Origin of the sequence: Prevotella communis, assembly GCF_022024115.1 — a bacterium.
GTDB classification, from domain to species: Bacteria; Bacteroidota; Bacteroidia; order Bacteroidales; family Bacteroidaceae; genus Prevotella; species Prevotella communis.
Genome location: NZ_CP091792.1, coordinates 2928583 through 2947271, shown reverse-complemented (window position 1 = coordinate 2947271; position 18689 = coordinate 2928583). Strand labels below are relative to the sequence as shown.

At 49.3% G+C, this 18689-nt stretch carries 14 protein-coding genes and 1 tRNA gene; 3 read left to right on the top strand and 12 right to left on the bottom strand.

Going from position 1 to position 18689, the window contains the following annotated elements; all coding sequences use genetic code 11:
* Nucleotides 1-112: 112 nt before the first annotated feature.
* On the top strand, nucleotides 113-376 hold the full coding sequence (locus L6468_RS12255; protein WP_091819254.1) for a GlsB/YeaQ/YmgE family stress response membrane protein: 264 nt from the start codon (nucleotides 113-115) through the stop codon (nucleotides 374-376).
* Here L6468_RS12255 and L6468_RS12250 read toward each other — a convergent pair.
* The 10 genes from L6468_RS12250 to L6468_RS12205 all read right to left on the bottom strand — a co-directional run bounded on the left by L6468_RS12250 (nucleotide 347) and on the right by L6468_RS12205 (nucleotide 14087).
* Nucleotides 347-1441: a PrsW family glutamic-type intramembrane protease gene (locus L6468_RS12250; protein WP_237816194.1), complete on the bottom strand. Its 1095-nt coding sequence runs from the start codon at nucleotides 1439-1441 to the stop codon at nucleotides 347-349. The two genes, L6468_RS12255 and L6468_RS12250, sit on opposite strands and share 30 nt — an antisense overlap.
* Nucleotides 1441-4428: a TolB-like translocation protein gene (locus tag L6468_RS12245; protein ID WP_237793446.1), complete on the bottom strand. Its 2988-nt coding sequence runs from the start codon at nucleotides 4426-4428 to the stop codon at nucleotides 1441-1443. Before L6468_RS12245 ends, L6468_RS12250 begins: the two co-directional genes overlap by 1 nt.
* 14 nt (nucleotides 4429-4442) lie before the next feature.
* Complete coding sequence (locus tag L6468_RS12240) at nucleotides 4443-5480, bottom strand: hypothetical protein (RefSeq protein ID WP_237793445.1); 1038 nt, start codon at nucleotides 5478-5480, stop codon at nucleotides 4443-4445.
* A gap of 358 nt (nucleotides 5481-5838) precedes the next feature.
* A complete protein-coding gene (locus L6468_RS12235) occupies nucleotides 5839-8391 on the bottom strand; it encodes a TonB-dependent receptor domain-containing protein (protein ID WP_237793444.1) in 2553 nt (850 codons plus the stop codon).
* A gap of 10 nt (nucleotides 8392-8401) precedes the next feature.
* Entirely contained in the window at nucleotides 8402-10933 is a 2532-nt protein-coding gene (locus L6468_RS12230) for an outer membrane beta-barrel family protein (protein ID WP_237793443.1), read from the bottom strand.
* A 3-nt stretch (nucleotides 10934-10936) separates the two neighbouring features.
* Entirely contained in the window at nucleotides 10937-11560 is a 624-nt protein-coding gene (locus L6468_RS12225; protein ID WP_237793442.1) for a DUF4974 domain-containing protein, read from the bottom strand.
* A 5-nt stretch (nucleotides 11561-11565) separates the two neighbouring features.
* Nucleotides 11566-12066, bottom strand: a complete 501-nt coding sequence (locus tag L6468_RS12220) for an RNA polymerase sigma factor (RefSeq protein WP_237793441.1) — start codon at nucleotides 12064-12066, stop codon at nucleotides 11566-11568.
* 181 nt (nucleotides 12067-12247) lie between these two features.
* Nucleotides 12248-12323: transfer RNA gene (locus L6468_RS12215), tRNA-Lys, on the bottom strand.
* 64 nt (nucleotides 12324-12387) lie between these two features.
* Nucleotides 12388-13491 (bottom strand): AI-2E family transporter, encoded by a 1104-nt coding sequence (locus tag L6468_RS12210; RefSeq protein ID WP_237793440.1) that lies wholly within the window; start codon nucleotides 13489-13491, stop codon nucleotides 12388-12390.
* Between the two features lie 2 nt (nucleotides 13492-13493).
* A complete protein-coding gene (locus L6468_RS12205) occupies nucleotides 13494-14087 on the bottom strand; it encodes a thymidine kinase (protein WP_091819260.1) in 594 nt (197 codons plus the stop codon).
* A 123-nt stretch (nucleotides 14088-14210) separates the two neighbouring features.
* Here L6468_RS12205 and rsmI point away from each other — a divergent pair, with 123 nt between their 5' ends.
* Together rsmI and L6468_RS12195 are read left to right on the top strand one after the other, a co-directional pair.
* Nucleotides 14211-14888: a 16S rRNA (cytidine(1402)-2'-O)-methyltransferase gene (gene rsmI / locus L6468_RS12200; RefSeq protein WP_091854259.1), complete on the top strand. Its 678-nt coding sequence runs from the start codon at nucleotides 14211-14213 to the stop codon at nucleotides 14886-14888.
* Nucleotides 14889-14901: 13 nt separating this feature from the next.
* Complete coding sequence (locus tag L6468_RS12195; protein ID WP_237793439.1) at nucleotides 14902-15753, top strand: Cbp1 family collagen-binding glycoprotein adhesin; 852 nt, start codon at nucleotides 14902-14904, stop codon at nucleotides 15751-15753.
* A 12-nt stretch (nucleotides 15754-15765) separates the two neighbouring features.
* On the opposite strand, the gene L6468_RS12190 is transcribed toward L6468_RS12195, so the two are convergent.
* The gene (locus L6468_RS12190; RefSeq protein WP_237793438.1) at nucleotides 15766-16209 is read right to left on the bottom strand and encodes a nucleoside deaminase; all 444 of its coding nucleotides are present in this window, start codon (nucleotides 16207-16209) and stop codon (nucleotides 15766-15768) included.
* Nucleotides 16210-16323: 114 nt separating this feature from the next.
* The gene (locus L6468_RS12185) at nucleotides 16324-18528 is read right to left on the bottom strand and encodes a hypothetical protein (protein WP_237793437.1); all 2205 of its coding nucleotides are present in this window, start codon (nucleotides 18526-18528) and stop codon (nucleotides 16324-16326) included.
* Nucleotides 18529-18689 lie beyond the last annotated feature (161 nt).

Sequence of the window (18689 nt, the reverse complement as noted above, 5' to 3'; positions counted from 1 at the left end):
ACAATGTATGTCGGCAAGATTGAAAAGGTACTGGTAAGGGATGATAAGTATCTTGGATAGGTAACTGAAATAAGACCAGATAAAATAAATAATGAATATACAATAGAACGATATGTTAGAACACATTGCAGATTTTACGGCCTGGCCGATACTGACAGGCATCCTTATTGGTTATGTAGCCAACCGCATTATGAGTGGTGAGGGTAAGGGATGTTGTATGAACCTTATCGTGGGCATTGTCGGCAGTTATGTTGGCACATTCATCAGTCACCTGCTGAACATAGAACTGTTAGGTAAGGGGTATCTGACTAACTTCGTGTTTTGCGTGGTAGGTTCAATAGCTGTATTATGGCTTTGGAAGAAACTGTTTGACTGATGGCCTGGAAACTGAAGTGTTAGTCTTCCTGCATTCAGCCCGAAGGGCTTCGAGCGCTTTATAATCAGCAGGATAATATTTCACGATAGGGGCGATGGTCATTTTTGCCAGCTTCCCTAATCTCTTCTCAAGAATTTTGTATTCTTCATATTGAGAGAGGATTAATTCCTTATTTTCCTCCGTCAAAGGAAGATCTTTCACCAGCCCAGATTCCCGAACCATAACCCTGCTCTTAGCAGCTACCGACAACTCCACATGCAATTGCACATAACAGATAATGTCGAAAAAGTCCTCAGGGGGAAATTTCTTTTTAATAGACTCCAGGAAGATGCCTGTTTGGGTCTTGTCCAGTTGGCCGCTCTTGATGGAGTCAAGCAAAGCGAACTGTTTGTCGAGACCTTTGTCAAGCCAACGGTGGATCATATTTACATCGTAGTAATAAGTCCACATCAGAAGACCGCCCAAGGTGCCGAATACGAAAATGAACTGCACCAGTGGCATGAAATGGAAGGCATTGTGGAACACGTGCAGCACAGGTGCTTCCATTAACAGAAATACAGACATTCCAATATCACTCTTTTTAATGCCTAATCGAGAACGAGAACGTTCAATGATACGAACTGCCAGCATGAGTCCTGCAGCGACGATAGCACTGCATCCCATGTGGACAAGGGCCACCTCCAAACCTCGGAACAGTACGGTTCCAAGGCCCATTTCATGGCCAAACAGCAGGTAGAAGATGTTTTCAAGGATGGAGAAACCACCACCGACGGCAGCACCGCAGATGACACTGTCGATGAAGAACACGATCTTCTTACGACTGGCTAAATACAGGAGAGGAAGGCCTTTTACGAGTTCTTCCAATACCGGATTGACATAATCGGAGTGCTCATCGGCAAGCATCTCTCCTGTCAACTGGAACAGGCCGAAGCAGACCAGTGCCGTTACCATACCGTACAGCACCTGTAATAAGAGGTTTCTGACGCTGATGAGCGCAAAATTGTCGATCTTATAGACTACAAAGATGTAGATGACAACAGGGAGGAGGGCAGCGACGAATTGCATTACAACAGTTTGAGCGAGATCATAAATTCATTACCATGTCGCCCATTTTGGAAGCCTTCAGGCGCAAACAGATGACCATAGCCAAGAGACAGTGTCGTTTTGAGATAGTTCAAGAATACCAATTCAGTGGTCAGTTGGATACCAGTGCTGTAGTACATCTTGTGGGTTGAGTAGGGAATCCAGGTGGAAAGTCCCGTTCCGAAGAGTGAACACTGGATCCACGTCGGATAGCAGAACAAGGCACCGAAGTCGTTGAGCCGGATGGGACGCAGGTTGAGCTCAGCCGTCGCCTTGGCAAAGGTGTGGGCTGGGATAGCATCGATATCAGTACCAGGCATCGCCAAGGTCGTTCGATATTGGAAGGCGTTCCTGTTATCTACATAGTTATTACGGAAACCACCGAAATAGGTTGTGCCAAACACCGATTCTTCATCTCCGAAGTTATGGCCTGCTGCCGTACGGAGCCAGAACGAGGTGTTTCTGTCAATAGGCAACAGGGTACCGAAGTCACCTGAAGCCTCTATGGAGGGATAGAACCGTCCGCCAGCCAGATAGCCGTAACCTTCAATGCCTAACTGGTAGCCCTGCTCCTTCATCACACCACCCAACGAAGTACGGGTTTTTGACCACTTTCTATAGATCGACGCCGTCTGCATCGATCTGACACCTTGCACCTCAACCTCCTGATACAAGGGCAGTGCGTCCATGTGGCCGTAGGTAGCCACAGAGAAACCCCAAGAATTGTCATACGGCGTGACTAACGTGTTGGAATAGTCGTAGGCCAACTGCAACACAAAACCCTTACGGCTCTTTCGCGTCGGACCGAAGAGGTCGTAGAAGTCCATATGGTTCCAGGCGGCTTTGAGAGTCCAGAAGTAGTATTTCCAATCGAAGTCGATGTGGAACTTGTTCTTCCAGTCGTTATTACTCCATGGGGAGAGACCGACTGACAGTTTCATGCTACTCAGTCCTACGGGGTCATTCACGTTAAAGCGGTAGCCTATCACAGGGGTCATGTGATTCCATGCTTTGGAATCGGTAAAACCGCTGATGATGGGATAGGCGCCTGCGAACTTCATCTCTTTAAAGACGTTGTAGGATGTGATGTTATTATACACATCGCCGAACTCCATTCTGGGCAACGAGTCTCTGAGCAGACCGACCTGCTCCATCGCCTCCTTATTGTTCTCATAGGCGAGTTGACCGTAGAGTGTCACGGCATTGGCATCCTTCACCACCTCACGGGCGAGCAGGACGGGTTGCAGTCCGTCGCGCTTGAACTGGAGCGCCAGCAACTGGCCCGGCGTAATCTCCAATGGTGCAAAGAGGCCGATGTCTGTATTGGTAAGCATCTCCATCTCGCGTGTCTCTAAGTTGATCTGCCAGAGATTGGATACACCTGTATAGTAGGAACTACCAATCAGGTACTTGTCGTCGAGTGAGAAACGGAACTGTCCTAAGTTACTGTCATTCCAGGTAATCAGTTTCACGGGTTTGAAGATGGCCTGAGCCAGTTCTTCGGTGTTGAACAACAGAAGCGTATGCTCGCCGTTGTCGCCCTGGCTGGTGAATGACAGCCATTTGCCGTCGTGACTGATATCTGAGTCAAACACGCTCACACCAAACGGGAAGGCATAGATTACTTCCGGATTCTCCAAGTCGCGGTCCATGCGTACAATCGACTGTGTACCGCCATTGGAGAAAAGACCGTAGAGACAGTCGTGGGTATTGTCATACACGATATTGCCGATGCGCTGGTACTTCTTTTTCTTCACCACTTTCTTCTGTCGGATGTCATAGATTTCCAAGCCGCGCATCTTCGAATTGTTCGTTGTATAGATGAGGCGCTGACCCTTACGGTCAAGTGCTACATAAGCAGGGTCATAGAGCTGGATGCCGTAGATGTCGTTCAGCCTCTTCTGCTCGCCTGTCTGCAGGTCAATTTCCGTCATGTGTGCAAAGTCGCCGGGGGCATTCATGGCGGCGTATGCCTTCTGGGTGACAGGGTCATAGACGAATGGCGACACAGAACCCAGCGGCTCTTTGGTCAGCGGCTTGGTTGCTGTGATGGGATATTGGCGGATGGCGGCAAGATTCTCTTCCTGATGCTTCTTCTCGTCCTCCTTCCAGTCGTTCCATACTTTTCTGAGCGACTGTCCATAGACCTTCTTGAACTGTTTGCCGAAGAAGGTGCGACTATCAGCTGTCCTGTTATAGAACTGGATCATCTTCTCGTAGCCGTAGGTCTTGGTAAGGTAATTCACGAAACGGGTTCCATAGAGATAGGCATTGGCGCCCACTTGGAAGTCCTTTGTGGAACCCTCCGTTTCCAGGCCTACCACCGAGTAGAGCTTGTCGCCCTCGTTGATGATACTGCGGAAATACATCTCGTCGTAGCCCCCTAATGCGCGCCCAACACCACCGCTTAACCATGTTTCCATGAAGCAGGCGATACCCTCGTGATACCAACGGGGCGAATACCAACGGGGCACGCTCAGATAGCTCCATAGGGCTGAGATGGGCTGTTTGTTGTCGGTGTCCACCTTCGTACCAAAGAAGCGGCGCCAGTTGCGGTCGCTACGATTATACTTGTCTGTCATGACGATGTGCGTATATTCGTGCTTGAACAACTGACTGTATCGTTCACTTGATGGGTTGATATAATACGACATGTTCAACGGAGCCATGCCGATTTGTATAAGAGAACGCGGTAATGGCGATGCTCCGCCATTACCGTCGTCCTCCCAGTCTGTCAATAAAAGTAGGGGCGCTTCTGGCTGATAGATGGAATCACTGGTCCATATCTGCTCATGAAGCGCTTTGCCGTTCTGGTACATGCGTATCATGTGAGGGATGTAGCGTGACAGGTTCTTGTCAAAGAACACCAGCGTGGCTTCGTCCGTCTTATACTGACAATAGGTCTGGTTCTGCCCCATGGAAATACAGGGAATCATCGACAATAGAATGACAGCAATCCAGTTACGCATGTACACCGCAGTAATTAATTCTCAATTTTGGGACGTCTGTTCAGCTTTACACTGTTGCTTGCTGCTGCTGTCTGACTGATGACGTTGCCAATCATCAATGCATTATAGGAATCGATCTTACGGTGAGCAAGAATATCCTTCTGGGCATTATGTGAATCAATCTTACGATGAGCAAGAACCTCTTTCTGAGCATTATGGGAATCAATCTTGCGTGGTTTAACGGAAAGAAATTCCTTCTGAGCATTGCAAAGCTTACTGATCTCATTTTCGAGAACCTTTGGGCGAATGACTCTTCCAATCTGGTTGGGAAGCTTCATAGCCTGAGCCAACTCGCAACTTTGCAGCACAACAATACGCTCAGCAATACCGAAATTAGCTACGGCTGCAAGAGCCTTCTCGCCACTAAGCAGATTGCCCTTCTTGGCCAAAGCCTCAGCACTTGCCTTGTCATCCTCAAGGGCAGCAGTCATCTGCTGGTAATCCAACCACTGGTCGCGGACCAGTTTCAATTTGTCATCACCCTGGGCTGTCTCCAGATACTTGTCGGTGGTCTCAATGAAACGGTTGGCCAAATTGTTCTGCTTCTGTAGCGTGGTGTAAGCCAGTGAGGCGTTGATGGTAGACTGGGCCAAGTCGGGACACTCCTCACCACCAAGGGCGGCATTCAGTTTTTCGGCAGACTCTGCCAGCGAGCTGGCAACGTTGTCCACCATCTCACGGCTGGCGTTCATCTCCTTAAGCACCTCGGCAAATGCAGGGATGTTGCCGGCTACCTCATTTGACATGTCAACCAGCGTGCCAAACTGGAGGGCGCGTGTCTGCATCACCACCTGGGCTACCACGATATCATCCCTGAAGGCTGAGTCGGTCTGAAGGAGTTCTTCCATATTAGTAAGCTTCTCGGAAATTTGCTTACGAGAGAATTTAGCAGCCTTGGCGATATCTCCCTCTGCCTTGTTGAAATCAACAGGCCAATCAATATTGATGGAGGTAACCAATCCGATGGCGCATATCACTACCAGAGAACACAGAATAATACTTTTCTTTTTCATACGCTTATAATTTTAGGTTTTTGTTATTCTCTCTGATTTTAAATGTCATTTTCATAGCATTTATTTTGCAAATTTAAAGTGTTTTTTGCTATTTTCCAAACTTTTTGGAGTTTTTTTTGTTATGCTCACGACTTTTCGTATCTTTGTCGAAAGCACCAGATTTCGTGATGTCAAGTTACCGTCAACCCTGAAAGTGTACTGAGAATAGAATCTTGCGCATTTAGGATATAAGGAAATCGGCAAGTGATTGATAATTAATCATTTGTCGATTTTTTAAAAGTGATCCGCTTGGAAACAAATCCATTTCGAATAGGGGCCGTGTCTGCATTCGTGCAGACAACTGCCCCAACGAGAGAGTTTATAATCTGTTCTTTTCTGCATTACCAGCACCTGTGCCTTTGTACTTGCTGCGTGTGGTATTGAAGTCGTAGGTTACTTGCAGTCTGATACCACGAGTCATACTATGGTTGTTGCAGTCCTTGCTTATCTCAACGCTGTGCGTGCGCATCTTCCATCGTTCCATATTGGTGTTGAAGATGTCGTTGATGGTGAGATTAAAGGCCAGTGCGCCATTGAAGAAACTCTTGTATGCATGTGCACTGACGTACCAGAAGGCATCCACTTCCTGCGACATGTTATCGTGTGCGCAAGAATAATTTCCGCGAAGCGCCAACCAGCAAGACTTGTTGATGACAAATTTGTTGTTCAAGTCGAGGTGAAAAGCAGGGCGACGCAGATTGCTCACGTAGCCATAACGCTTGGCATCGAAGAATTGCTGATAATAGTCCATTTCCATTTGCGGTTGATACCAACCAAATTTTGGCTGAAGCACAAGTGAGGCACTTACTTCCTGTTTATGGTCGATGTTAATCCAATGGGCATAGGCTACTTCCTGCTCATTATAAATGTCATTCTTCCACAGCATATAGTCCTTGGTGTAGGTATAACCGAGGCTGAAGTTCAGCCATTTCCAGTTGAGCATCGCTTCCAGCATGTGGTTGATGGCTGGCTGTAGGTCAGGACTACCACCCTCATAGGCATAACGGTTATCGTACTGCTGATAACTGCGGAGCTGACCGTAGGCCGGGCGGCGTGTCTTCTTGGCATACGCAAACTGCATCCCCCACTTCCCCTTATTCCACGATGCCGAGAGGTTGGGGAAAAATCCGCTATAACGTCGGCTGACATCAGCATCCTTAACTCCGTAAGAGTAGTAATCGGAATGAACGTATTCAAAACGTACGCCTGTCTCTAATGACCAATGTCCCAACTGCAGACCGTAGGAAGCGAAGCCTGCATAGTTGCTTTCCTGAATCTCATTGTCGGATTCTGCGATATAGCCTTCTGGATTGTGGTTGTCGGCATCCACATGAGAGTGGGTCAGCTCCGTACCAAAGGAAACTTCGCCTTTAGGTAACTTGTAGGTAGCTATCAGTTTGCCAGCATAGAGGCGGCTGTCCTGTGTGGATGATGTGTTCACCGTGCGGTCCTCAAACTCCTTGCTCTGCTCGTTGATGTGCTGTCCGCGTTTGACGGTTGTGTGTACAAACGAGCCGTCGGCATTGATGTCCCATTGGCCAATCTTTCCTATATAATAAGCATTGGCATTGTGAGAAGTCACGTCCCAATTGTGGTCGGCTGTCTGGCTCACGTAGCCTTGCAGGATGTCATTGTGATGAACGGTATAGTCAGAATGAAACGTGTTGTCGTATTTCAGTGTCGTCTGATAGCGGTAGGATGCACCGATGGAGTGGTTGGCATCGAAGTCATAACTGAGCTTGAAGTCGGGCACGAAGGATTGTGTGCGGTCGGTGAACAAGCCGTGCTGCATGGTCTTGGCGTCATAATCGGTCATGTGGAGGATGTTGCCGAAATTGTTGTCCTCGCCAGTGTAGTTGCTTACGAAATAGGGGTAGAAGTTCATCTCCAGTCCGTTCTTCCGATAGGTTATCGACACGCCTGCCGCATTGGCGAACTCGTGGAAATAACTTCCTCTTGCTATGCTGTAGAGGCTGAAACCGTCACCGCGCCGTTTGATAGTGTTGATACGTATGACGGAGCCTAATGTGGCATCATATCGTGCGCCAGGCATCGTAATGACCTCCACAGACTTGATGTCCTTTGAGGTCAGTTGCTCCAGTTCGCCCTTGTTGCGCATCTTTTTGCCGTTGATGTAAATCTCTGGCTTGCCTTTGCCGAACACTTCCACGCCCCCATTAGATGTTACATTGACACGTGGCAGTTGCGAGAGCACGTCAAGGGCAGAACCTGCATCAGCCAACAGCGTGTTCTGCACATCAATCTCCATACCACCCGAAATCATTTTCATAGTTGGCTTGTAACCCTTCACTGTCACATTCTTCAGCGTATAAGTGTCAGACTTTATCCTGATTACTCCGGCATTCGTTGTCTCGCATAACTTATAAATAGTCTTGTAGCCGACGAATGATACCCGGGCAAGGACGGGACTTTCTGTACATGGGATGACGAAGAGGCCGCTTTCATTAGAGACTCCACCGGTAATCAGCGTAGAGTCCTGAGGTGAGAGCAGGGCGATGTTGGCATAGGCTATGGGCTGGCCTTGCTCGTCAATGATAGTTCCTTTGTATCGAGGGGCTGTCTTCTGCGGGCATTCCACGATGATTTCCCTGTCCTCAATGGTCATGCGGATGGGATAGAAACCTATCATCTGACGGATGGCGTCGGGCACGTTCTTGCGGTGTACCGAAGTGGTGATGTGGAAGTCCTCCAGTTCGTTGTAGAGGAAACTGATGGTGTAGTCCTCGGTCTGCTCGTTCAGTTGGCGCAGGGCCTCGCTGAGCGACACATTATTATATTCGCGTGTGACTCTTTGGGCTTTTACCGAAATAGCTACACTTATGAATAGCAGAAGTATTATGACTCTTTTCATCTTGTTTACATTAATAACCCATTCGCGAGGTGTCCACCTCCTTCTTTTTCTTCTCCTTGAAGTTGCCGATGCGGTAGATTGCGGTGAGCGAGGCACTGGCGTAGTTCATCCAGACACGCATGGCGTAGTCCTGGTTGGCGACGGTGGAACGGGTGTTGGCGTAGCAGTTGAAGATGTTGTTGGATTTGGCTATGACACTCCACTTGCCGTTGTCGGAGGTCCAGCGCAGCGAGGCATTCAGATAGAACAGCGGACTGATGTCGTAGACGCCTTGGATGGCCTTAGACTGGAAGAACGGATTGAGGATGAACTGGATGCTATGCCGCTGGGACAGTTTGGCCACCGCTGTTCCTCCGAGGATGGCCGAGAGGCGGGTGCGGTCGAAGGGCAGGTCGAAGAAGTTGCTGCTCTTGTCGTGACGGTAGAGGCCCGTGGCATTGACGGTACCGTTGAGCCACTGGCCGACATGGAACTGCGCCGAGGCTTGCAGACCGTAGTAGTTGGAGTAGTCGAAGTTGGTCTCCTTCATGATGACGGCCATTCGGTCGGAGGTCTGATAGGGGAGCTGCACGAAGTAGTCAGGCTCAAACTCGGCAAAGGCAGTGAACGTGTACTTGTGGTTCAATTGCCACATGAGGTTCACCTCATATTTCGACATGGGCTTCAGGTCGGGATTGCCCCATATCTCTGTATAGGCCGAGGCGTAGTAGATGCTGCTCATGGTGCTCCAGTAGGAGGGATAGACGGCCTCGCTGCTGAACGAGAGATTGAGCATATTCTTCGGGTTGATGTTCCACATGGCGTTGAACTGCGGATAGACGCGCCACTCGTTCCACTTGGTGGCATGGTATTGCTCCATCGTCAGCGAGGCGTCGAGGCTCAGCGACTTGCCTATCTGCTTGCTCAGTCTGGCGTAGGCATTCAGGATGCGCTCGTCGTAATCAACGCTGCTGGTGGCGTCGGGCATGGGCTGCTGGTTCTGGTCGAGGGTGGTCTGATAGCTGTTATTGTTCGTGAACTGCGCCTTTGCCCCGTAGTTCAGTTCCCAGTCATTGGGCAGCGCGTGGGTCTGGTCGGCGGTGAAGAGCCACTTGCTGACTTTCTGGCGACTATCGACTAACAGGTTTCGGTTGATGTCGTACAGTTCGCCCTCAAGGCTTTGCGTACGAGGCTCCTGATAGTTGGTGTACGAAACGCCAAGTTGCAGACCGAACGGAGCCGCATAGTTGACATCGACGTTGTGCAGGTATGTGTGCTCACGGGAATGTTGCGTGGACTGGGCCGTACCTGTCGTGGTGTTGGTGGAGCGGGTGGAGTTCCACTGTCCCGTATAGGCCAGGCATAGGCGATGGTCGTCAGCGATGGCATAGTCCATGCCAATGCGGTACTCATGATCGATGCCGTCGCTGCGGTTGCGTGTCTTGTCTTCGTAAGCAATGCGCTTGTCGCCCAACGGATGGTTGGCTTCGTGCTCCACCTGTCCGTAATTTGCCCCATCGGTGAACGTGTACGACATATCCAGTCCAAGTTTGTTATGGTTGTAGATAAAACTGCCGCCCGCATAGCCTGTGCCGTATTTATTCTGCTGCCAGCCTCCCTTCAGTTGGCCTGAGAATTGGTTCGTTCCTGCGAAGTCCTTTGTGACAATATTGATTGCCATGCCTCGCACATGATATTTCGCAGGAGCCGACGGCATTACCTCGGCCTTGGCCAGCATGGCGGCGGGCATAGATTTCAATCGCTCCACCACTTTGTCGGCACTGAGCGTCGTCGCCTTGCCGTTGATGATGAGCGTCACGGCTTGTCCGCAAAACGTAAGGTTTTCGCCCGTGTCAATCACGCCAGGAATACGTGTAAGAGCCTCGTAGGCGTTATCGGCAGGATAGACTTCAAGGAGTATCGGCATGTTGTAGGTCAGATGTCCGTTTTCTGCCTTTGAGAAAATACGATCGCCCGTCACCTTCACACCATTCAGCATAATAGTCTCAGGCTTGAGGCGAATATTTCTGGCATTTCGTGAATCAAACATGACGAATTTTGTTTTATATCCTACGAATGATATGCGGGCAAGGACGGGCTGCTGCTCACAGGGAATGACGAAGAGACCGCTCTCGTTCGACACGCCACCGGTAATCAGCGTGGAGTCCTGAGGCGAGAGCAGGGCGATGTTGGCGTAGGCTACGGGCTGGCCTTGCTCGTCGATGACGGTGCCCTTGTAGCGGAGGGCTGTCTTCTGCGGACACTCGACGATGATTTCCTGTTGGCTGGGATTGGCTATCCCCGGCTCAACGGTCATGCGGATGGGATAGAAGCCTATCATCTGGCGGATGGCATCGGGCACGGTCTTGCGGTGTACCGAAGTGGTGATGCGGAAGTCCTCCAGTTCATTGTATAGGAAACTGATGGTGTATTCATCGGTCTGCTCGTTCAGTTGGCGCAGGGCCTCGCTGAGCGACACGTTGTTGTATTCGCGCGTAATCTTTTGGGCCTGCATTCCGGTAAAGACGAGGTAGCAGACAAGCATAGATATGATTTTATTCATGGCTTATTCTACTACAATCTTGTCCGACTTCAGTTCTACGGTGATGCTCTCGAAGAGGTTGAGCCGATGCAATACGACTTCGAGCGTCTCTTCCTGTTTCCACACGAAATAGAAACGGAACTGACGGGCATCTTCGTTCTGGAATTCCACCTCCTTGTTATAATAGGCAGCTATCTGTGGCATCATCTTATCCAATGAAACATTGTCGAATACAATGGGCATTGTTGTGGTTGTCGTGTCCGTCTTGATGGTATCTGTCGGCAATACCGATGTAGGCTTGGCAGATATGGTTTGCTCTGCCTGCATAGTCTGCGGTTTGGGATGGCTAACCATACGCACGATGAGGATGGCTGCAAAAGCCACTCCTGCCGTAAAGAGGATGCCGATAATGCTTGCTGCAACCTTGTAAGGGAGTATGCCCATTAGTTTCTTAATAGTGGCTGTATGTGGTTCGTCTTTTTCAAGGGCTTCTAATTCATCAGCGTGTTCCGCTGCGAACTTTTCCCATTCCTCGTCAACGGGGACGGATTCCTTTTCGACTTCACGCTTCACAAAGGCTTGCTTCGTCAGCGCGAGCAGTTCCTGGTTCTCTGCTACCAGCTGGTCAATTCTGTCTTGCTGTTCCATAATGTTTATCGTTTTGCTGTTTCTTTCTGAAAATACTCCTTGATTCGCTGTACCGACTGTGACAGATGGTTGTAAACCGTCACTTTGCTCACGCCTGCGGCCTGTGCCACTTCCTCATAACTCATCTCGCTGAGGAACCGTAGTCGGAAGATCTGCTGGCTGAGCGGTGGCAGTTCCGCTTCAATGAATTGCATCAGTCGTTCCAGACGGTCGTCATCATTCATAGCGATGATATGGCCCTGCATCGACTCCTGCAAGAAGAGCCCTTCTACTCGTTCCCGTATCGACTTGTGGCTGAGCACGTCGCGACAGCGGTTACGTACGGCAGTCATCAGGTAGCCCTCCATCCTGTCCTTCTGTGGCCTGTCACCATCCCGTAACAGTCGGGTGAAGATTTCACTCACCACGTCCTTGCTTTCGTCCGCATCATAGAGCATCGTCTTTGCCAGACAGTACATCTTGGCATAATGCTGACGGTATATGTTTTCAAATTCTTTTTTCGTCATAATTATCATTCATACACAACAAGGACGATTCAGCGAACCGAAAAACTAAGCAAAACGATAACTTTTTTCAAATTTCCTTCATCTTTCTTATTGTAGAAACCATTTAGGGTGCAAAGGTACAAATCTTTATAGATGCAAAAATCCGCAAGCGACTGTTATTCAGTTTCTTGCGGATTGTTCTTGGTGATCCGCTTGGGGTTCGAACCCAAGACCCCAACATTAAAAGTGTTGTGCTCTACCGACTGAGCTAGCGGATCAACCTTAGTGCTTTTTATTGAAAAGCGGGTGCAAAGGTACGAACTTTTTTTGAACCTGCCAAATTTATTCGGATGATTTTTCTGATTCAGTGATATTTTCCTCGTTTTCACGGGTGATATAGCGCTGATAATAAGCTATCAACAGGGTGGTGGCTGGCAAGGCTATGATGAGCCCGATAAAGCCAAGCAGGGCACCCCATACGGATAGCGACAGCAGCAGGATGGCAGGGTTGAGGCGCATGGCCTTGCCCATGACGTAGGGGGTTACGATGAGGTCGATAATCACCTGGACGACGGCAAAGACGGCTACTGCCATGGCAAAGACAATCCAGAAATTCTGTCCTGTATCGGCTGCCTTCAGAAGGGCCAGCAGGGCTGTAGGAATCAATGCGAAGGTGTGCAGGTAGGGTACCAGATCGAGGATACCGATAAGGATTCCCAGGCCAATGGCCATGGGGAAATCGATAATGGTAAAGCCTATGCAGAACAGTACACCCATGATGAAGGCCACCAGGCCTTGTCCGCGGATATAGTTGCTCAGTTCACGCTCGGCATCCTTGGCCAGTACGCTCCAGAACGGACGACTCTTCTTGGGAAATATCTTGATCCAGTTCTCCGTCAGGTACTCGTAGTCCATGAGAATGAAGAACATATACAGCAGGGTAATGAGTGATGCCGCAATACTGATAAGGATACTTGCAGTTTTGCCTACCACGCTGAACATCTGGGGTAGGGCGTCTTTGATGCCCTCTGTGAAGTTCTCACTTCGCATGTAGGTCTCCAAATCCCTGCGATGCTCCTGTGTCCATTGGCTGATGGCATCAGGGATGCTGTCGATCTTTGCCGTGGTCTGTATGTAGGCGGTAACGAGCTCGCTGAGTCTTTCAAACTGCTCAATCATGGGTGGGATGATAAGCCATGCGATGCCTGTAAGGATGGCGATGACAACTATCAAAGTGACGACAATACTTAAAACACGTCCAGGCACATGAAGCTTGTATTGCACGAACTTTACCATGGGGTAGAGCAGGTAGGCTAATAGCCATGCCGCCGCAAAAGGTAGCAGTACGCTACCAAGGTAATTGACCAGGATGATGATAGCCAGGATTAGCAGGCCATAGCCCATCCAGCGTACAAACTTGTCGAAGGTGATAGGTTTATCGTACATTTCTATTTCTTTAGGTTGTCTTCCTGTATCGCTTTCTGGTAGCACTCGCGACAGAGGGGCTCGTATTCCTGAGTCTCACCCAGCAGTACACGCTTGTCGGAGAGTACCTTACGATGGCTGACGTAGGCCAGTGAGCCACATTTCACGCAGATGGCATGCACCTTGGTCACGTCGTCGGCAATGGCGCATAATGCGGGCATGGGACCAAAGGGAACGCCTTTGAAGTCCATGTCCAGTCCTGCGATGATGACGCGTACGCCACGGTTGGCCAGCTGATTGCAGACCTCAACGATGCCTTCATCGAAGAACTGTGCCTCGTCAATACCTACTACCTCGATATCCTCGGCTAACAGCAGGATGCTGGCTGACGAGTCAACTGGGGTGGACTGAATATGTTTCTGGTCGTGGCTTACCACGTCTTCCTGAGAATACCTTACGTCAATAGCGGGCTTGAAAATCTCCACGCGCTGCTTGGCAAACTGGGCACGTCGCATGCGGCGTATCAATTCTTCTGTCTTGCCCGAGAACATCGAGCCGCACACTACTTCTATTCTGCCAGGGCGGTGTGCTTCGCCTGTTGCTGGATATGTAATCATGGTGCAAAGATAATAATTTAATTGAGAATTGAGAATTGAGAATTGAGATTTTTTTCCTGCGGCAGCAAATTTTTCACTATTCACTCTTCACTTTTCACTTTTTTGTTTACCTTTGCAACCGAAATGGGAATATTATATATTGTACCCACGCCTGTGGGCAACATGGAGGATATGACGCTACGCGCCATCCGTATTCTGAAAGAGGCAGATCTGGTGCTGGCTGAGGATACCCGTACGTCGGGCATCCTGCTGAAGCATTTTGAGATAAAGAACCAGCTGATGTCGCACCATAAGTTCAACGAGCATGGTACGAGCGCAGGTATCGTTCAGCGATTGCTGGCAGGTCAGACTGTCGCCTTAATCAGCGATGCCGGCACACCTGGTATCAGCGATCCAGGCTTCTTCCTCGTTCGCGAGGCCGTACGTGCTGGCGTTGAGGTGCAGACTTTGCCTGGTGCCACGGCATTTGTGCCTGCTTTGGTAAGCAGCGGACTGCCTTGTGACCGTTTCTGTTTTGAGGGCTTCCTGCCCCAGAAAAAGGGACGTAAGACGAAACTGGAATCCCTGATAGACGAGGATCGTACGATGATTTTCTATGAGTCGCCTTACCGGTTGGTGAAGACGCTGGAGCAGTTTGCTGAGGTGTATGGCGCTGATCGTCAGGTGAGTGTATGCCGCGAGATATCGAAGGTGCACGAGGAAAGCGTCAGAGGTTCCTTGGAGGAAGTGATTGCCCATTTCAAAGAGACAGAGCCACGTGGCGAGATAGTCATCGTGCTTGCTGGTAAAACGAAAGATTAATAAAAAGAAGAATATGAGAAAGTTTTTATTTTTTGCTTTGGCTTTGTTGGCTTTAGCATCGTGTAAGGACAAGACCAACACACGTGAGACTGCTGATCTGAATCAGCGTATCGACTCATTGAATCGTGTGAATGTACAAAAGGACAACGAGATTAATGATATGCTTGAAACCCTCAATACCATTGAGGATGGTTTCCGTGCTATCAACGAGGCTCAGGGTCGCGTGACGGTGGAGCGTCGTGGCGAGGGTGCCGATGCCGCTCAGCGTATCCGTGAGAATATGCAGTTTATCAACGAGACGATGACCCAAAACAAGGACCTCATCAATAAGCTGCGCCTGCGCTTGCGCGACAGTAATACCGCCAGCGAGCAGTTGCGCAAGACGCTTGAGAACCTGACAGCCCAGTTGGAAGCCAAGGAGAGTGAGCTGGCTGTGCTGCGTCAGGAACTGGAAGCCAAGGATATCCATATTGCCGAGCTGGATGAACAGGTGAGTCAGTTGAACGAGGATGTGACTACCCTGAAAGATGACAAGGCCCGTAAGGAGGAGACCATCAGTCAGCAGGACAAGGAACTGAATACGGCCTGGTATGTCTTTGGTACGAAGCGCGAGCTGAAGGAGCAGAATATCCTGAAGAGTGGCGAGGTGCTGCAGGGCAACTTCAATAAGAACTACTTTACGAAGATTGATATCCGCGTAGACAAGGAAATCAAACTGATGTCGCGCGACGCCAAGCTGCTCACCAATCATCCGGCCGGTTCTTACACCTTAGAGCGCGATGCCAATAAGCAGTATGTTCTGCGTATCACAAATCCGCAGCAGTTCTGGAGCACCAGCAAGTATCTGGTTGTTCAGGTAAAATAAAAAAAAGCAGGCTCAGCGTCTGCTTTTAAAGAAATCTTGCATCAGTTGGCGGCATTCTTCCTCAAGGATGCCGCCTTTGCATTCTGCCTTTGGATGCATCACGCGCGGGGCATACTCCCGAAAACCGCGCTTGGGGTCGGCAGCGCCATAGATGATACGTGGCACCTGTGCCCACCCGATGGCGCCTGCACACATGGGGCAGGGCTCTACGGTGACATAGAGGGTGCAGTCGGTCAGGTATTTCCCGCCCAACTCGTTGGCTGCCATCGTGATGGCTTGCATCTCGGCATGGGCTGTCACGTCGGTCAGCGTCTCTGTCAGATTATGTGCGCGCGCAATAATTCTGTCCTTGCACACCACCACAGCCCCAATGGGAATCTCTCCCTCATGCAGTGCCAGCTCGGCCTCTGCCAGCGCTTTGCGCATATACTGCTCGTCTTTTTCTTGTTGCTCCATGATGCAAAAGTACGAAAAAATGGGCAGATAAACAAATAATATGGACATAAAAAAAGAAGTGGCGGAATGCTGCGAGATGCCATCCGCCACTTGTTATATGTATTCTTGTGTGAGCTACTTCACGCCAATACCCTGAGCATTGAAGCGCTGTCCGTTTTTCTCAATGAAGAGACGGCCCTTCTTCAGGTATTTCGCTGCACCGCTGCGGGCTGCCTTCTCTGTGGTAGCGTCGCTGATGCCTGTAATGGTCGTCTTAATGACACACTGTACCTTTTTGTCGTTAGAGTTGACAGCGTCGATGGTGACGACACCATCTTCCGCAACGGTCACCGTACCGCTGACGAGGAACCAGGTGTCTATCAGTGTGCCCTCACTATCGAGAAAGCCTGCAAAGGTTTTCTCGGTAATACTGCCAGATTCGTCAATTCCATGACTCATGGAAACTGTCTGCGGCAGGTGTGAGTCACTGATGGGGTATGTGCCAGGAGTCAGCGTGGTGGCATTATCGTCAACCCAGAGCTCCAGAAGTACAACGGCTTTGTTCTCATTCATCGCACTGAGATAGACGACGTTATCTTCTATATGATCAGTGTCTAATTCATAGACCACAAAGTTCTCTTTGAAATCCGCTGTGTTGTTGTCTAAGCTGTATGGCTTGGGCACAATAGCAGTCAGGTCAATGGTGAATTCAGGGATATCTGTAGGATCCTCCTCGTTCTGGCAGAGTAGGGTGCCGGTGATGTGGGCTATCTTCGTGTTCTCATCGTATTCCACGTTGAGGTTGGCATCCACACAGGAGAATTCATTTCGTTCCTCGCCGACGATGTCGGTCACCACATAGTTATTGTTCTTCACCAAATCTTCGATGCGATATGTACCTGATATGTTCTTAGGTCTTTTTGCAGTGATAGAGATATACTGCGTCTTGTCGGCATTGTAGCCGATAGCATCCCAGTAGAAGTTGCTCAGGAATAGATTTATAGCGGGGAAGGTCAACGTCTGCTGACGGGTGGCAATGGGCTTGAGATACGAGAGATCAAGGGTATATTCCACGTTGTTATACCCCAGCATTGTGCCGGTAACACGGATATTGCCGTCGTCGTAGGTAATAGTAAACTGTCCGCTGTATATCTCGATAAATTCGGGCTTGCTGCCATCCCCCTTGTAGGACATAACGACTGCTTCCGTGTCGTCCTGTCCGATAGTGTATGTTCCTGCCATCTTTTCTCCCAGTCCTTCTGGGTAGATGGACAGGTTGACGGCATGCTTGTCATCGAAAGCAGAAAGCGAAACATCGCCGAACCAGTCAAAGGAAGCGTCTGCTACCATCAGATTCGTTGCTGTGATAGACACCTTGCTCTCTGCTTGTGGCTTCACGAAAAACATGGTGACATGATACGTGTTGCCATCTGCTGCCAGGATGGTTCCCTTAGCGTCAATGCGCTGGTCTGTCTCGGTCACCTGGAACGATGCCTCCAGCATTTTCAGTGCTTTCCAGACGGGCTCTTCCTCGGCCTTGCCTGTGTTTATTTTGATATACGAGGAATAAAAATCAATGTCGTCGCCACTGAAGTTGCCTGCTGGTGAGTTTGCGTCATCACTGAAATAGCAGAACTGAACTATGTAGTTGTCGTTCTCGCCTTTCAGCATCCATGATTTGTCGCTCATGTAGCCAAAGCGCATAGAATTCTCGATGTTCAGTGTGACGGTGTTGCCCGTTAGCGTATATGGGTCTTCGTCGTAGTTCAGTATGTATGTGTTACCGTCCTCATCGGTCACTGTGGCTGAGATATGCACGTCGTAGTTCTCACCCCTGGTCTTTGTGAAGGTGGCCTCTGTGTAATAGTGCTCATTCCAGAATTCATCATCCCACTCGCTTTTACTTTTATCCATATCGTCGAGCGTGTAGGTCTTACCCCACTCAATATCGTGCTTGCCTTCAGCAGTATAGATACTGAAGTAGAACGACATACTTTCGTCGGCAGTTTCCAGAAGATAGTACGACGTGTTGCTTGCAGGATTTTCGCCCAGTTTGACTTTGGCTGTATAACCGGCAATGGTCACATTGGTGGATGCACGGCGTGGCGTGCGGCGAGCGTTACGAGTACTGGGGAATGTGCTGGAGAAGGCGGACTTCAATAATCTGTTCTGTCCCCACGTAAATGTGGTTCGCTTCTCCTGTTCCTGTTTTTTCGGCATTCGTGTTGTCTGTGTATTAGCCAGCTTTCGCTTCAATAAGGCTTTTGAATTGCTCTGAGGCGCTGCATTTGCGCTGATAATCATCATGATAGCGCAGAGAAAAGTAAACATTTGTTTCATGTTCGTTTTTTTTGATTTAAGGAAAATTATTTATTATCAGATTTTATGCAAAGGTAATGTTTTATTGTCAATCTGCAAAATTTTTGGACTGCAAAAATACACTGCGCCATCAATTATTTTGTGATAACAGAATAAGGTTCACGGATTTTTTTTGTACTTTT

Coding starts and splice junctions, on each gene's coding strand:
- L6468_RS12255 (WP_091819254.1), top strand. CDS start 113: ATGTTAGAACACATTGCAGATTTTACGGCCTGGCCGATACTGACAGGC.
- L6468_RS12250 (WP_237816194.1), bottom strand. CDS start 1,441: ATGCAATTCGTCGCTGCCCTCCTCCCTGTTGTCATCTACATCTTTGTA.
- L6468_RS12245 (WP_237793446.1), bottom strand. CDS start 4,428: ATGCGTAACTGGATTGCTGTCATTCTATTGTCGATGATTCCCTGTATT.
- L6468_RS12240 (WP_237793445.1), bottom strand. CDS start 5,480: ATGAAAAAGAAAAGTATTATTCTGTGTTCTCTGGTAGTGATATGCGCC.
- L6468_RS12235 (WP_237793444.1), bottom strand. CDS start 8,391: ATGAAAAGAGTCATAATACTTCTGCTATTCATAAGTGTAGCTATTTCG.
- L6468_RS12230 (WP_237793443.1), bottom strand. CDS start 10,933: ATGAATAAAATCATATCTATGCTTGTCTGCTACCTCGTCTTTACCGGA.
- L6468_RS12225 (WP_237793442.1), bottom strand. CDS start 11,560: ATGGAACAGCAAGACAGAATTGACCAGCTGGTAGCAGAGAACCAGGAA.
- L6468_RS12220 (WP_237793441.1), bottom strand. CDS start 12,066: ATGACGAAAAAAGAATTTGAAAACATATACCGTCAGCATTATGCCAAG.
- L6468_RS12210 (WP_237793440.1), bottom strand. CDS start 13,491: ATGTACGATAAACCTATCACCTTCGACAAGTTTGTACGCTGGATGGGC.
- L6468_RS12205 (WP_091819260.1), bottom strand. CDS start 14,087: ATGATTACATATCCAGCAACAGGCGAAGCACACCGCCCTGGCAGAATA.
- rsmI (WP_091854259.1), top strand. CDS start 14,211: ATGGGAATATTATATATTGTACCCACGCCTGTGGGCAACATGGAGGAT.
- L6468_RS12195 (WP_237793439.1), top strand. CDS start 14,902: ATGAGAAAGTTTTTATTTTTTGCTTTGGCTTTGTTGGCTTTAGCATCG.
- L6468_RS12190 (WP_237793438.1), bottom strand. CDS start 16,209: ATGGAGCAACAAGAAAAAGACGAGCAGTATATGCGCAAAGCGCTGGCA.
- L6468_RS12185 (WP_237793437.1), bottom strand. CDS start 18,528: ATGAAACAAATGTTTACTTTTCTCTGCGCTATCATGATGATTATCAGC.